The sequence below is a fragment of the Aeromicrobium sp. Leaf291 genome (assembly GCF_001423365.1).
Lineage (GTDB): Bacteria > Actinomycetota > Actinomycetes > Propionibacteriales > Nocardioidaceae > Aeromicrobium.
Window position 1 is genome coordinate 550,256 of the sequence record NZ_LMNM01000002.1, and the last position, 15,251, is coordinate 565,506.

Below are 15,251 nucleotides of genomic sequence, written 5' to 3' on the forward strand. Positions count from 1 at the left end.
CACGTCGCTACGATGCCGCCGTGAGCGACATCAGCGATCCCGGGGGAGCCGGACGCGGGGACCGGCGCACCGCTCGACGCGCCGTCGACGCCGCCTACGCGGCCGGGCGCATCTCGGCCGTCGACCGGTCGCTGCGGATGGAGCAGATCGACGCGGCCTCGACCCGAGGCGACCTGGCCATGGTGGTCCGCGACCTGACCGACCGTCCGGCCGATCCGCCGCCCTCTCGGCCCACCGCGTCGAGCGATGCGGCGCAGCCGTCGTTCCCGGCGTCGCCCGCGGCCGACCAGCCTGCCCCGTCGGCGGGCAGCAGCCCGTTCCCGGGGCCACCGGCCACGAGCCCCGGCGAGGCGCCGGGCCGTGCGTGGCCGCCGCCCGGGTTCGGTGGGACCCCGCAGGTGGGCGAGCGCACCTCCGGCACCAACCGCCGGACGATCGGCTGCATCGTCGCCGTGGTGGCGTTCTTCTTCCTGGCTCCCTGCCTGCTGGGTGCCGGCGGGCTCGTCCTGAGCCTCTTCTTCGGTGGCAGTGACTTCGACAGCAGTGACGTCGTTGCGGTCGAGCAGGTCGAGCAGTGGTGGGACGAGCGTGTGGACGACCTCGCCGCCGCCTCCGGGACCACCGTCGTCTCGGCGTACCGCGTCGGCGAGGACACCGGCACCGCCACGACCGACGAGCCGACGGCCTCGACCGACTGGACCTACTCGTCGAGCGTGTGGGTGGAGGGCATGACCCGCGCGGACCTCCCCGAGCGTCCCGTGGCCGACCTCGCCCGCATCGACGCCTCGGCCGTGCAGACCGCCGTCGACGACGCCCGGTTCGCGGTCGACACCGACGCCGACCCCACGATCATGATCAGGGTCAGACCGCAGAACGGGCAGGACCCCCTGCTCGAGGTCACCGTCGGGGACGGCGCAGCGGTGCAGAGCCGGACCTACGACTCCGACGGCCTGCTGCTCCAGGACTGAGCCTGGCTCAGACGACCTGCTGCAGCAGGCCGGTGTCGACGTCGTACAGGAAGCCGCCGACGTCGATCGAGTCCGGGATGAGCGGGTGCGAGGTCACGCGGTGCACGTCGGCCCGGAGCTGACGCTGCTGGTCGTCGATCGGGCCGATGCTCATCCAGGTGGAGTCGGTGCCGGTGCTGCTGGAGACGCGCTCGTGGATCTGCTCCTCGGTGGAGGAGGCCATCGCGCACCGGGTGTGCTCGACCACGAGGACGCGCTTCACCTGGAGCAGGTGCACGCCCAGCACGAGGGCCACGAGCTCGTCGTCGTTCACCCGGCCGCCGGGGTTGCGCAGGATCTTCGCGTCACCGGGCTGGAGGCCGATCATGCCGAGCGGGTCGATGCGCGAGTCCATGCACGTCACCATGGCCACACCGGCACGGGCGATGCCGTCGAAGCCGGTGAGGGCGAAGGAGTCGGCGAAGGTTCGGTTGGCTGCGAGAAGGTCGTCGAAGTCCGTCACAGGGGCAGCGTAGTACCGCTGCTGCGCGTGCGGGTATGAGCAGGTTCACGTAGGAGCCAGAGCGACAGGCCCGCCGCGACGACCGCGCAGACGGCTGCCCCGAGGAACACGGCGTGCAGCTGCGCGATGCCGGCGTCGCGCACCGCGTCACGGTACGCCTGGCAGAGCTGGACCTCCCCGGTGCAGAGGTCCGACGCCGCCGGGATCCGCGACGAGGCCGAGTAGAACGCCCGCAGCCCGATGGTCGTCAGCGCCGAGACGCCGATGAGCATGCCGACCATGCGGGCCACGATGAGCAGGGCGCTCGCGACGCCGTGGACGGCGTCGGCGGTGTGCTCGAGCAGCACGGCGTTGACCGGTGCGATCGCGAGCCCGAAGCCCAGTCCGGCCGCCACGAGCGAGAGCGTCTCCCACTCGCTGGCCAACGACTGCGCGTCCCACGTGGCCATGTGCCAGAACGCGGCCGCACTGACCAGCATGGCCACCGCGGTCAGCCACGACGCCGGGACGCGGCGCAGGAGCCAGCCGCCGAGCACCGCGCCCACCGGGAGTGCCACCAGGAAGCGCACGAGCACGAGGGCCGCGTCGAGCTGGGAGTCCCGGTGGACGGTGAGCCGGGCGAAGAAGGGGATGTCGACGAGAGCCGCGATCAGGGCGGCTCCGATGACGAAGGAGACGACGAGGGCGCCCCAGGCCGGCCGGGCCGACAGGGCGCCGCGCGGGACCAGGGGCTCGGTCGCCGTGCGCTGCCGGTACACGAACCCGACGGTCGCCAGGGCGGCGACGGGCAGGAGCCACGGGGCCTGGGGCGAGAGCGTGCCGGACTCCGGCTCGGCCGAGGCGAAGGTCACGATCACCGCGGCGAGGGCGATCGCGAGGAGTGCGGCCCCGACGAGGTCGGTGCTGCGCGCGATCTCGCCCCAGCTGCGCCACTGCACGAGCGGCCGGCGGGCGGTGGCCTGGCGCACCACGAACAGGGCGGCGACGACGTAGGTGCCGAGCGCGAGCGGGGTCAGCCAGCGGGAGTCGCCGGTGACCGGAAGGAACGCCAGCCCGGCGGTGACGCCGGTGACGAGGCGTTCGGGCTGCAGCATGACCAGCGAGAGGCCCGTCAGCGCGAGGGCCAGCAGGCCGAAGCCGGGCAGGTCGGGCCGACCGGGCGGGCGGTCGGGTGACGCGGCGGCGTGACCGCGCGGCGGGGCGGCGGGGGCGGCGTCACGCAGTCGCAGCATGACGGCGGCCAGGACCAGCCCGACGGCAGCGTTGAGCCAGAAGATGTCCCGCCACGAGCCGAAGGCCAGCACGACCGCTCCGTACAGCGGCCCCAGCACGCTCCCGAGCTCCTGCACGGCGCCCACGACCCCGAGGGGGAGCCCGCGTCGGCGGGGCGGCCACAGGTCGGCGACGAGCGCCAGCGTGGGAGGGATGAGTCCGCCGCCGCCGACGCCCTGGAGCAGTCGCCCGGCGACGATCGTGGTCAGGTCGTAGGCGGCGGCGGTCACGAGGGAGCCCACCGCGAAGACGACGAGCGAGCCGAGGAGCACCGGGACGCGGCCGCGGAGGTCGGAGATCCTCCCGATGAGCGGCAGCACGCCCACGTAGCCCAGGAGGAAGCCCGAGATGATCGGGGCGGCACGCTGCAGCTCGTCGACGTCGAGCCCGCTGGCCGACATCATCTCGGGCAGGGCCAGCACGACCACGTACGTGTCGGCGGCCGCGAAGGCGATCGCCACCGCGGCGAGCCCGAGCAGCGTCCGTGACGCCAGCACGGGGCCCGACGACGACTCGGATCGGGCGTCGTCGACCTCGTCGGCCGAGCTGCCGGAGTCCCGCACGGGTCAGCTGCCGCCGGTGCGGGCCGGTGCCTCGATCTCGATCGGCTCGTCGGAGGTGGCCAGACGCACCGTGTACGTGACGTCCGTGCTGCCGCCGTAGAACGGGCCGGACATCGTGGCGTCGCGCAGCACGTCGTCGTCGGTGAGCCGGTACGTGACGTCGAAGCGTGCACCCTTGGTGGCCGAGGGGATGATCTGCGACACGACGGACCCGGGCAGGGTGCCCGTGACGGAGGTCAGGACGTCCTGGCCGTCGCGCGACTTCTTGCCCTCCTCGAGGTCGTCGGTCTGCACCAGGATCTGGGTGAGACCCGTGTCGGCGTCGATGAGCCCTGCGGGGTCCGGGGCCTTCAGGGACGCCGGGTCGATCGTGAGGTACACCGGGGTGATGTCGGTCTTGGCGTAGACCGTCCCGTCCACGGCGACCACCTCGGCCGACAGGGTCGCTCCGCCGGTGGAGACCTTCACGTCGCCGGTGAAGGCGGGGGAGTGGTTGCCCTTGCCCTTGGCCGAGAGCAGGCCCGAGACGCCGTCGGGCACCGAGGACGTCGCGAGCGAGACCTCGACCGTCTCGGCCTCGTCGATCGTCTTCTTGGCCGTGTCGAGCCGCTTCTGCAGGGCCGAGGTGTCGGTGCCGGGATCGGCGTCGTCACCGCCTCCGGTGCAGCCGACGAGCAGCGCGCCGGCGAGGGCGGTGGCGACGACGAGGAGGACGCGGGAGCGGGCGGGACGAGAGGTGGGACGCACGCGCTCAGTCTCGCACGGTCGGGAGTCCGGGGAGCAGACCTGCGGGCGAGGCGGCGGCGAGCACGGGCTGGGCGACCGCGACCCCGGAGCCGTCGCGCCTCGGGTCGATCTCGGGCAGGTCGACGGGGGACCCGCTGGTGGCGCACGCCACGGGGGTTCCGTCGCCGACCCAGCCGAGGATCAGGCCGTCCTCGCCCTTGAGCAGCCGGTGGCAGCGCACGCCGCCGGTGGCCCGGCCCTTGGCCGGGTAGGCCGAGAGCGGGCTGACCTTCGCGGCCCCGGTCTGCGTGCCCGGCAGCGCGTCGCCCGAGCCGGAGATCGTGAGCACGTGGGCGGACTCGACGTCGCGCACCACGCCGAAGCCGACCACCCGCTGACCTGCCGCCAGCTTGACGCCCGCCACACCGCCGCCGCCGCGACCCTGCGGACGGACCAGGCCGGCCTCGAAGCGCAGCAGCTGGGCGTCGGAGGTGACGAGGACGAGCTGCTCGTCGCCGGTGGCCAGCGGCGCGGCGCCCACCAGGGTGTCGCCGTCGGCGAGGCCGATGACCTCCCAGGAGTCACGCGACAGCACCTCGGGCTTGACCCGCTTGACCACACCGGCGCGGGTGGCCAGTGCAAGCCCGGGGCCCTCGGCCTCGAGCGACATGAGGCACAGCGCAGGTGCCGAGGTCGCGAGCAGCTCGCGCAGCGGCAGGCCGCCCTGCAGGTGCGGGGCCTGGGCGGTGGCCGGCAAGGTCGGGATGTCGAGGACGTCGAGCCGGTGCACGGTGCCGTCGGCGGTGACCAGGCCCACCTGGCCGCGCGCCGTCGCCGCCACGGCCGAGACGACCACGTCGTGCTTGGAGCGTCGACCGACGTCGCCGAGCGGGGAGTCGTCGCTCGTTCGGGCCAGCAGCCCCGTGGCCGACAGCAGCACCCAGCACGGGTCGTCGGCGACCTCGAGCTGCGCCGCGGCCGTGACGGTCTGACCGGCGGACTCCAGCAGCACCGTGCGTCGGGGCGTCCCGAAGCGCTGGGCCGCTGCGTCGAGCTCGTCGGAGACGACCGCACGCAGCACGCCGTCGTCGCCGAGGATCTCCTCGAGCCGCTCGATCGCGGCGCGCAGCTCGTCGGCCTCCTTCTCGAGCTCGATCCGCGAGAACCGGGTGAGGCTGCCCAGCGTGCGGTCGAGGATGAAGTCGGCCTGGGCCTCGCTGAGGTCGAAGACCCCCATGAGGCGGCTGCGTGCCTCGCCGCGGTTGTCGCTGCTGCGGATCAGCTGGATGACCTCGTCGATGTCGAGGATCGCGACCAGCAGCCCCTCGACGAGGTGCAGCCGGGCGGCGGCCTTGGCGCGCCGGAACTCGCTGCGCCGACGGACCACCTGGAACCGGTGCGCCAGGAAGACCTCGAGCATCTCCTTGAGGCCCAGCGTGCGGGGCTGGCCGTCGACGAGGGCGACCGCGTTGATCGAGAACGACGACTCCATCGGCGTGTGCTTGTAGAGCTGCTCGAGGAGCACCTCGGGCACGATGCCGTTCTTGACCTCGATCACCAGCTGCAGGCCCTTGTGCCGGTCGGTCAGGTTCTTGATGTCGGAGATGCCCTGGAGCTTCTTGGCCTGGACCAGCTTCTTGATGGCCTCGACGACCTTCTCGGTGCCGACGTTGTAGGGCAGCTCGGTGACCACGATGCCCTTGCGGCGAGGGGTCACGTTCTCGACCCGCGTGGTGGCGCGCATCCGGAAGGAGCCGTTGCCCGTGGCGTACGCGTCGCGGACGCCGTCGAGCCCGACGATCTTGCCGCCGGTCGGCAAGTCGGGGCCGGGGATGAAGCGCATGAGGTCGTCGAGGTCGGCCCGCGGGTGCTCGATCAGGTGGCGCAGCGCCTGCACGACCTCCACGAGGTTGTGCGGGGCGATGTTCGTGGCCATGCCGACGGCGATGCCGGATGCGCCGTTGACCAGGAGGTTCGGCAGCGAGGCCGGCAGCACGCTCGGCTCCAGCTCACGACCGTCGTAGTTGGGCTTGAAGTCGACGGTGTCCTCGTCGATGGAGGCCGTCATGGCCTCGGCGGCCTCGTCCATGCGGCACTCGGTGTAGCGCATGGCCGCGGGCGGGTCGTCCGGCGAGCCGAAGTTGCCGTGGCCGTCCACCAGCGGGAGTCGCATGGACCACGGCTGGACCAGCCGGACGAGCGCGTCGTAGATGGCGCTGTCGCCGTGCGGGTGCAGCCGACCCATGACCTCGCCGACGACACGGGCGCTCTTGACGTGGCCGCGGTCGTTGCGCAGCCCCATGTCGTCCATCGTGAAGAGGGTGCGCCGCTGGACGGGCTTGAGCCCGTCGCGGGCGTCGGGGATGGCGCGGGAGTAGATCACCGAGTACGCGTACTCGATGTAGCTCGCACTCATCTCGTCCGTGATGTCGGTGTCGATGATGTGCTCGTCGAACTCCTCGGGGGGGTTCGGGGTGCTGCTGCGGGCCATGCATCCTCTCCTGGCTGACGACGTGCCACCCGATGGGCGACCTCTCGATTCTCCCGGTCCGGGGCCGTGCGCCCCAGCCGCCACGCCGCCCGAGGGACGCCCGGGCTCCTCCGCGCCCGGGACGGGCGCCCGTACGGGGTAGGTTTGGGCGCGTGACGCAGGACGCCTCGACGACGCCGGCCGACCGTGCCCGGATGTGGGAGGCGGACGTCCTGCTGAAGGACGGCCGCGTCGCCCAGGTCCGGCCCATCACCCCCGAGGACACCGAGGCCTTCGTCGCGTTCTACTCACGCGTCTCCGACGAGTCCAAGTACTACCGGTTCTTCGCCCCGTACCCCACGCTGTCCGAGCGCGACGTCGCACGCTTCACGCACGTCGACCTCGATCGCCGGGTCGCCTTCGTGCTGACGCTGCACGACACGATCATCGGCGTCGGGCGCTACGACGCGGTCAGCGACGACGTGGCCGAGGTGGCCTTCCTCGTGGAGGACGCCCACCAGGGTCGGGGCGTGGGCCAGCTCCTGCTCGAGCACCTCGCCCAGGCGGGCCGCGAACGAGGCCTCACCAAGTTCACCGCGGACGTGCTGCCGAGCAACCACCGCATGCTCCAGGTGTTCCGCGAGATGGGCTACTCCGTCGAGGGCGTGGTCGAGGACGGCGTCCAGCAGCTGTCGTTCCGGATCGATCCCACCGACTCGGCCGTGGGCGTCATGCGCTCGCGCGAGCAGCGCGCCGAGGCCGCGTCCATCGAGCGGATCTTCGCGGCGCGCAGCATCGCCGTCGTGGGAGCCAGCCGGCGCCAGCGGTCGATCGGCCAGACGGTGGTGCGCAACCTCGTCCTCGGCGACTACCAGGGCAGCGTCTACGCCGTGAACAGCCAGGCCGAGGCGGTCTCGGGGCTGCCCGCCTTCAAGAGCGTCAAGGACATCCCGCACGAGGTCGACCTGGCCATCGTGGCCGTGCCGGCCGACTCGGTGAACGACGTCGTCCGCGACTGCGCGGCGAAGGGCGTGCACGGGCTGGTGGTCATCTCGGCCGGGTTCGCCGAGGAGGGTGCCGAGGGTCGACAGCGCCAGCGGACGCTGCTCGACCTCTCTCGCACGTACGGCCTGCGCCTCGTCGGTCCCAACTGCCTCGGTGTCATCAACACCGCCCCCGGGGTCCAGCTGAACGCCTCCCTCTCCACGGCCATGCCGCCCCAGGGGCGCGTCGGGTTCTTCTGCCAGTCCGGTGCCCTCGGCACGGCGATCCTGGAGTCGGTGTCCCGACGTGGCCTCGGCCTCTCGACGTTCGTCTCGGCGGGCAACCGTGCCGACGTGTCCGGCAACGACCTCCTCCAGTACTGGCAGGAGGACGACGACACCGAGGTCGTCCTCCTCTACCTCGAGTCCATCGGCAACCCGCGCAAGTTCTCGCGCATCGCTCGCCGGGTCTCGGAGTCCAAGCCCATCGTCGCGGTGAAGTCGGGCCGCTCCACCCAGGGCGTGCCCGTGGGCCACGCGGTCAAGCGCAGCACGGCGCCGCAGGCTGCGGTCGACGCGATGTTCCGGCAGGCCGGCGTGGTCCAGGTCGACACGCTCGAGGAGATGTTCGACGTCGCGCAGCTCGTGGCCCACCAGCCGCTGCCGCGCGGCAACCGGATCTGCGTCGTGGGCAACTCCGACGCCATGGGCCTGCTCGTGGCCGACGCCGCGACCGCCACCGGTCTGCAGGTCGCGGACTCGGTGCCGTTGGGCGCCGACGCCGGCGCCGACGACTTCGAGGTCGCCATCGAGAACGCCCTGGCCTCCGACGACATCGACGCCCTGATGGTCGTCTACATCCCGCCGCTCAACACCTCCGGCGAGGAGGTCGCGAACGTGCTGGCCTCGATCGGCGAGCAGTCCGACAAGCCGATCGTCTCGACCTTCCTCGGCACCGAGGGCATCCCCGAGCTGCTCCGCGTGCCCGACGTCCAGGGTGGCTCCGCGGGCCGCGGCTCCGTGCCGTCGTACCCGGCACCGGAGTCGGCCGTGCGTGCCCTCGCCCGTGTGGTCACCTACGCGGAGTGGGCGGCTCGGGACCACGGCGAGTTCCGCGCCCACGACGACTTCCGCACCGGCGACGCCCGCGCCCTCGTGCGCGACGTGCTGGCGCACGCGCCGCGAGGCGCGATCCTCTCGACGGAGCAGGTGCACGCGCTCCTGGCCTGCTACGGGATCGACCTGTGGACGTGGATCAACGTCCACGACCCGGAGGAGGCCGTCGCCGCCGCGGAGCAGCTGGGCTGGGACGTCGTGCTCAAGGCCGGCAGCGAGCACCTGCGCGCCCGCCCCGACCTCGCGCACATCTGGCGCGGGATCCAGGACCGTGCCGACATGTTCGAGGCGTGGGACCAGCTGACGTCCTGGCCGGGCATGCGTGCCGACACCCGCTTCTTCGTCCAGCGTTCCGCCCCCGACGGCATCCCGCTGTCGTTCACGGTCACCGAGGACGCCCTGTTCGGACCGCTGGTCTCCTTCGGCCTCGCGGGCGCCTCGAGCGAGCTCCTGGGCGACCGCGCCTACGGCATCCCGCCCCTGACCGACGCCGATGCGGAGTCGATGATCCGCGACCTGCGGTCCGCGCCGCTGCTGTACGGCTACCGCGGGTCCGACCCGGTCGACACCCCGGCGATCCAGGACACCATCCTGCGGCTGGCGGCGCTGAAGGACGACCTGCCCGAGATCGCCGAGCTCGACCTGGAGCCCGTGCTGGTGCACGAGACCGGACTGACGGCGTTGAGCGCCCGCGCCAAGGTGGTGCCGGCCACGGACCGTCGCGAGGAGCGGTACGTGCGGCGTCTGAGCAGTCCGGTCAGGGATACGCTGGCGTGATGAGACGTGAGCGCCCCGTCGGGCCCGCCGCCGACGTGTTCCAGGAGATCGAGCGCAGCGGCTACTACCCCGAGATCGTGACGGCAGGCCTGCGTGACGCCCTGGCGGGCGAGGACGTCCTCGCGCACGTGGTCCACCACGAACCGACGTTCGAGCGCGACGAGATCCGTCGCCACATGACGGTGCTCGTGATGACGCCGTCGCGGGTCGTGCTCGTGCACACCGACGAGCACCCGCCCGACGACCTCCTGCCGCGGCCCTACACCTCCACGACGAGCGAGGCCGTGTCGATCCACCGGATCAGGTCGGTGGTCGTGACCCGGATGGTGGCCACCTCCGGCACCCTCGAGGAGGCCGTGGTCACCATCGGGTGGGGTGCCGTGTCGCACCTGGACCTCGAGCCCGCCCAGTGCAGCGACCCCGACTGCGAGGCCGACCACGGGTACACCGGCAACCTGACCGGCGACGACTTCTCGTTGCGCCTGAGCGCAGCGGCCGACGGCGGCGTGGCCGTCGAGCGCCTCCTGGTGTTCGCCCGTCAGCTGTCCGCCGCCACGACCGGAACGGCGTGACCGCGCCCGGCCCGCGGGGTCGGCACGGTCTGCACGAGGTCCTCACGTCGGCCGGAGCGGTCGCCGGCGGCGGACTCGCCGGTCTGGTCGACACCCTCGGGCTTCCGGCCGCCCCGCGCTACGTCGTGCTGCTGGTCGACGGCATGGGGGAGCAGCTCCTGCGCGAGCACGCCCACCTCGCCCCCTTCTTGTCGTCGCTGCCGTCGGTCCCCGACGTGGTGTGCGGTGTCCCGTCCACGACCGTCACGAGCCTGACATCGCTCGGGACGGGACTTCGCGCCGGCGTGCACGGGGTCGTCGGCTACACCTCGCGCGTGCCGGAGACCGGGCGACGTCTCAACGCCCTGGCCTGGGACCAGGACGTCGACGCGCTGCAGTGGCAGCGCCACCCCACCGTCCTGCAGCGACTTCACGAGGCGGGGGTCAACGCCGGGAGCGTCAACGAGGCACGCTTCGAGGGCACGGGGCTGACGTTGTGCAGCCAGCGGGGCGCGCCCTTCCACGGGGTCGGCTCCATCTGGGAGCGGCTCGACGTGGTGGCCGAGGTGGTCGAGGACGCCGCGAGCTCGGTGGTCTACGCCTACGAGTCCCGCCTCGACCACGCCGGTCACGCGCACGGCTGCACGTCGCAGGAGTGGCGCGACGTCCTCACGACCGTCGACCGTGAGACGGCCCAGCTGCGGGACCTCCTCCCGCCCGACACGGTGCTCCTCGTGACCGCGGACCACGGCATGGTCGACCTCCCCGACGAAGGGCGCTTCGACGTCAGCACGACTCCCGCGCTGCTGGAGGGCGTGGACCTGCTGGCCGGCGAGGCGCGCTTCCGGCACCTGTACACCGCCCGCCACGACCGCGAGGCCGTCGCGGCCCGGTGGCGGGACTTCTGCGGGGAGCGTGCCGACGTGCGCACCCGCGACGAGCTCGACGACTGGTTCGGTCCCCTCGACCCGGCCGTCGCGGGCCGCATCGGCGACGTGGTGGTCGCCGCCCTCGGCGACTTCGCCGTCTTCAGCACCGACGACTTCCCGCTCGAGATGCGCATGAAGGGCTTCCACGGATCGGTCAGCGAGGCCGAGCTGCGCGTCCCCGTGCTCCTCGCCACCTGAGCACGACGACGGGCACCGCCGCTGGCAGGATGGTCCCGTGGCCGAGCTGACCTTCTACTCCGGGACGATGGACTGCGGGAAGAGCACGCTCGCCCTGCAGCTCGACCACAACCACCGGGCCCGCGGGCGCGTGGGCCGGGTGTTCACGTCGCACGACCGCGCCGGTGAGGCGACGCTCTCGAGCCGGCTCGGGCTGGCGGTCCCGGCGACGGAGGTCGACGACTCCCTGCACTTCTGGGAGCACGTCGTGACCGAGCTGACCCAGGGCGGGCGCATCGACTACCTCGTGTGCGACGAGGCGCAGTTCTACACGCGCGACCAGGTCGAGCAGCTGGCCAAGATCGCCGACGAGCTCGACATCGACGTCTTCTGCTTCGGCATCCTGACGGACTTCCGCACGCGCATGTTCGACGGATCGGCCCGACTCGTGGAGCTGGCCGACCGCATGCTTCCGCTCCAGGTCGAGGCACTCTGCTGGTGCGGTGAACGGGCGACGCACAACGCCCGCACCGAGGACGGGGAGATGGTCACCGAGGGTGAGGTGATCGTGGTCGGGGACGTCGACGACCCCCAGCGGCCGCGGCCCTCGGTGGGGTACGAGGTCCTGTGCCGCCGACACCATCGGCGCCGCATGACCGCGGAATCGGCGAAGGCTGCCGCACTTTCTCCGGACGTCCTGCCTTTCCCCTGAGATAAATAAAGGACTTTGGTCCTCACTATCGCGCGCACATGGCAGAAATGTCTGGGACCATCGACCAATGCGTACTGTTTCTCGGGCTCTCACGCTGATCCTCGTCGGCGGTGTGGTCGCCGCACTCCTCGTTCCCTCGTCGGCCTCCGCCCGCGTCTCGATGACGAAGGCCAAGGTCGAGCAGTGGCTCGCCTCGACCTGCACGACCTTCGAGACGCAGGCCGCCTTCAAGACGCGCACGGCCCGGCTGCCCAACAAGATGCTGAACGCCGACGGCTACGACGTCACCCGCTTCACGAAGTACAACGTCTACACCTCCGACAGCTATCGGCTCAACGCGTGCCTGAGCCTCATCGAGAAGGCGAACAGCTTCAGCGGCAACCGCAAGAACCGCACGATCACCTTCGCGCCGGGCACCTTCAAGCTGTCGAACGCGATCTTCGTGCCGTCGGACACCACGGTCGTGCTGTCGTCGGGCACCACGATCAACAAGCTGATGACCACGGGCATCTCCGGCGTCCGGGCCTCGAGCTCGATGTTCCAGACGATCTCGCCGACCCGAGCCCTGCGCTCGAACGCGGTGAAGGGCTACGACGGCGAGCGCAACATCACCTTCCGCGGCCCGGGCGACGGCAGCGCCACGATCAACATGATGGGGACGGTCCACCCGGCCTTCGACAAGGTCTACGGCGTCGTGATCGGCCACGCCAGCAACGTGCGGGTCGAGGGGATCCGCTTCCGCAACAACCACCTCGGCCACTTCCTCGAGGTCAGCGCCTCGCAGGACACCGTCGTGAAGGGCAACGACTTCGTCAACGACGTCCGTGGTGACGGCAAGGCGGGCACCAAGGCCAACCCCAACGCCGAGGCCATCAACGTGGACACGCCGGACAGTCGGACCAAGGGCGTGAACTACACGTGGGGCGCCATGGACCGGTACGGCAACAACCGCCTCACGATCGAGGACAACGACTTCCTGTACCAGAACCGGGCCGTCGGCACGCACGTCATGTCGGCCGTGGCCCGGGTGACGACGCCGCGCAAGCAGGAGGACTGGAGCCTGCGGTACCACACCGCGGTCGTGCTCAAGAACAACCGGATCGTCGACTCCCGGTTCGACGCGGTGAAGATGCTGAACTGGCGTTCGCCGGTGCTCGAGGGCAACCTGATCGACGGCATCACCACCCGGCGCAACGCCAGCAACAACCTGCCGGCCACCGCGGTCATCAGCCAGGGGGCGGAGAACCCGACGATCAGGAACAACCGGTTCGTCGACGTGCCCGAGCCGATGCTGGTACGGACCTACGACTCGCCCCACTACTCGTTCACGAACGCGCGCGGGGTGACCGAGAAGCTTCGGTCCATCAACACGTACCCGACGCAGGGCACCCTGCAGGCGCACTGGTGCAGCAACCAGGCGCAGGGCCCGGCCGACCGCGTCGCGCTCTTCTCGGCCGGCAAGGACGCCGCTACCGCGGAGCGGATCCTCGCCAAGGAGCCGTGGCGCCGGTTGACCGTCTACAAGAACACGTACCGATCGGGCAGCTCGGTGGGCCAGATCGTGTCCGAGGTCCTCATGCCGTGGCGCTCGAGCGCGAGCGCCTCGATCGACACGCCCTCGGAGTGCTCCACCCGCTGAGCCCTGGACGGAGGAGGGCCCCGACCGCTCGGCGGTCGGGGCCCTCGTCCGTTCGTCCTGGGTGGTCGGTGGTGCTCAGTCGTTGCGCCCGCCGAACATGATCTCGTCCCAGCTGGGCACCCGCCGACGCTCGGGGCGCTTCTTGCGCGGGGCGACGGTGTCGGGGACGGCCACGTGGCCCTCCTCCTCGTCTAGGTCCTCGTCGACCTGGTGGTGCGCCTCGGCGGGCTCCTGGTCGGCGTCGTCGGACGTGTCCTGCTCCTGGGGGGCGATGTCCTCGGTGAGGGACAGCTGCTCCATCGCGCGCCGGTCGCGGGCCTCCTTGAGGGAGTGCACGGGTGCGTGGAGCCCGGCGTCGACCTCGTGACGAGGTGCATCGTCGCTCGGCGCGACGGGCTCGGTGGAGCGGGCCTCGTCCGCGGCCGGCGTTGCAGGACGGTCCTCGTCGGGGCGCAGGGCGTCGGCGATGGCCATGTCGGAGGCCTCCGGCGGAGCGACGTCGCCCACGAGCCGGCGAGCGGTCTCGTCGTCGGGGACGACGTACCGGCTCTTGGCGTCGTAGCAGAAGGTGGCCGGCTCGAGCGCGCTGGGCGCGAGCACCTGGACGGTCCAGCGACCGTCCTCGCGGCGCCAGGCGTCCCAGGTGACGTCCTCGGGAACGCCGCCGTCTGCGGCCACGCTCTCGTCGACCGCGGACCCGAGCAGGACGCCCGGTCCGGTGGCGTGCCGACGGCGGATGGTGGTCGAGCGCGCCTGCTCGGCCACGTAGGCACGCTCGGCGAGCACCGGGGTGGCGAACCCCTCGATCTGCTCGGTCGGCACGCCGGCCGACTCGGCGACCTGGTCGGGACTCTCCCCGCGCCGGATCCTGGCCTGGATGTCGCGGGGGCTGAGCGTGCTTTCCATCGTGATCTCCATCTGGCCGTGTGCGCGGCCGCGGGCACGGGGGGAGGCGTCGACGAGTGCGGCGAGCCGTCGATCGATCGGGACGCGGAACAGCTCGGGACGGCCGGCTTCGCGCAGGACGAGGAAACGTCCGTCGTCGCTGAGCCGATCGGGGCCGAGTTCGCGCATCGAGCGTCCTCCCACTGGTTGCTTCGTCATCCTAGGCTCCGTCCCCGGCCAAACCGTGGCGACACGCGTGCCCAGAGGACTGGGCCGACGACTGGGCTGACGACTGGGCTGACGACTCGGCCGACGACCTGCCACGACGTGTCCTAGGGTCGATCCGTGCCTGACGTGTGGATCGTGACGCTCGACCTGGTGGGCATCGCCGTGTTCGCCTGCACCGGCGCCATCGTGGCGGTGCGCAAGGAGCTCGACGTGTTCGGCGCGTCGGTCCTCGGACTGGTCACCGGGCTCGGCGGCGGCGTGCTCCGCGACGTCCTCATCGGCGACGTCCCGCCGGCGGCCCTCCTGGACTGGCGCTACCTCGTCGTGCCCGCCGTGGCCTCCGTCGTGGTGTTCGCCTTCCACCCGGTGTTCGGGCGTCGCGAGTCGCAGATCGCCGTCCTCGACGCGGTGGGTGCGGCGCTGTTCTGCGTGGCGGGCGGCGTCAAGGCGGCCGAGGCCGGTCTCGGCGTGCTGCCCGCCGCGCTCCTGGGCATGGTCACGGCCATCGGAGGGGGCATCCTGCGCGACGTGCTCGCCGGACGCGTGCCCGTGATCTTCCGCGAGGAGCTCTACGCCACCCCGGCGTTCACCGGCGCGTTGGTGGCCGTGCTGGCCCATCGCGCCGACCTCGGGTGGTGGGCGTACGTGTCGGCCGGGGCCCTGTGCGTCGTGTGGCGGCTGCTCGCCCTCTGGCGCGGGTGGCGAGCGCCGCTGCCACCGGGCCTCGCGCGCGGCTGACGTCGGCACGTGCCC

12 protein-coding genes are annotated in these 15,251 nt (G+C 71.9%); 7 read left to right on the forward strand and 5 right to left on the reverse strand.

The features are described 5' to 3' along the window. Positions 1-20 precede the first annotated feature (20 nt). Complete coding sequence (locus ASF35_RS12295; RefSeq protein WP_055967825.1) at positions 21-968, forward strand: DUF1707 domain-containing protein; 948 nt, start codon at positions 21-23, stop codon at positions 966-968. Positions 969-975: 7 nt separating this feature from the next. On the opposite strand, the gene ASF35_RS12300 is transcribed toward ASF35_RS12295, so the two are convergent. The 4 genes from ASF35_RS12300 to ASF35_RS12315 are packed head-to-tail and all read right to left on the reverse strand — an operon-like array spanning position 976 to position 6,522. Continuing rightward, complete coding sequence (locus tag ASF35_RS12300) at positions 976-1,470, reverse strand: carbonic anhydrase (RefSeq protein ID WP_055967828.1); 495 nt, start codon at positions 1,468-1,470, stop codon at positions 976-978. Then, on the reverse strand, positions 1,467-3,305 hold the full coding sequence (locus ASF35_RS12305) for an MFS transporter (RefSeq protein ID WP_082495497.1): 1,839 nt from the start codon (positions 3,303-3,305) through the stop codon (positions 1,467-1,469). Before ASF35_RS12305 ends, ASF35_RS12300 begins: the two co-directional genes overlap by 4 nt. A 3-nt stretch (positions 3,306-3,308) precedes the next feature. Next, on the reverse strand, positions 3,309-4,052 hold the full coding sequence (locus ASF35_RS12310) for an LppX_LprAFG lipoprotein (RefSeq protein ID WP_055967840.1): 744 nt from the start codon (positions 4,050-4,052) through the stop codon (positions 3,309-3,311). Positions 4,053-4,056: 4 nt separating this feature from the next. Then, the gene (locus tag ASF35_RS12315; RefSeq protein ID WP_055967843.1) at positions 4,057-6,522 is read right to left on the reverse strand and encodes a DNA topoisomerase (ATP-hydrolyzing) subunit A; all 2,466 of its coding nucleotides are present in this window, start codon (positions 6,520-6,522) and stop codon (positions 4,057-4,059) included. A 152-nt stretch (positions 6,523-6,674) separates the two neighbouring features. Here ASF35_RS12315 and ASF35_RS12320 point away from each other — a divergent pair, with 152 nt between their 5' ends. The 5 genes from ASF35_RS12320 (at position 6,675) to ASF35_RS12340 (ending at position 13,385) form a co-directional block, all read left to right on the forward strand. Then, positions 6,675-9,377 carry a bifunctional GNAT family N-acetyltransferase/acetate--CoA ligase family protein gene (locus ASF35_RS12320; RefSeq protein WP_235492957.1) on the forward strand — a complete coding sequence of 901 codons (2,703 nt, stop codon included), beginning with the start codon at positions 6,675-6,677 and terminating at the stop codon, positions 9,375-9,377. After that, positions 9,377-9,949 (forward strand): DUF5998 family protein, encoded by a 573-nt coding sequence (locus ASF35_RS12325; protein WP_055967845.1) that lies wholly within the window; start codon positions 9,377-9,379, stop codon positions 9,947-9,949. The genes ASF35_RS12320 and ASF35_RS12325 overlap by 1 nt, the downstream gene beginning before the upstream one ends. After that, positions 9,946-11,055, forward strand: a complete 1,110-nt coding sequence (locus ASF35_RS12330) for an alkaline phosphatase family protein (RefSeq protein WP_055967847.1) — start codon at positions 9,946-9,948, stop codon at positions 11,053-11,055. The genes ASF35_RS12325 and ASF35_RS12330 overlap by 4 nt, the downstream gene beginning before the upstream one ends. A 37-nt stretch (positions 11,056-11,092) precedes the next feature. Next, entirely contained in the window at positions 11,093-11,746 is a 654-nt protein-coding gene (locus ASF35_RS12335; protein WP_055967848.1) for a thymidine kinase, read from the forward strand. Positions 11,747-11,813: 67 nt separating this feature from the next. Next, a complete protein-coding gene (locus ASF35_RS12340) occupies positions 11,814-13,385 on the forward strand; it encodes a hypothetical protein (protein ID WP_156368037.1) in 1,572 nt (523 codons plus the stop codon). Between the two features lie 75 nt (positions 13,386-13,460). Here the strand turns inward: ASF35_RS12340 and sepH are convergent, their stop codons facing one another. After that, positions 13,461-14,459, reverse strand: a complete 999-nt coding sequence (gene sepH, locus ASF35_RS12345; protein WP_055967853.1) for a septation protein SepH — start codon at positions 14,457-14,459, stop codon at positions 13,461-13,463. Between the two features lie 156 nt (positions 14,460-14,615). On the opposite strand from sepH, the gene ASF35_RS12350 reads away from it, so the two are divergent. Next, entirely contained in the window at positions 14,616-15,236 is a 621-nt protein-coding gene (locus tag ASF35_RS12350; protein WP_156364782.1) for a trimeric intracellular cation channel family protein, read from the forward strand. Positions 15,237-15,251: the final 15 nt, after the last annotated feature.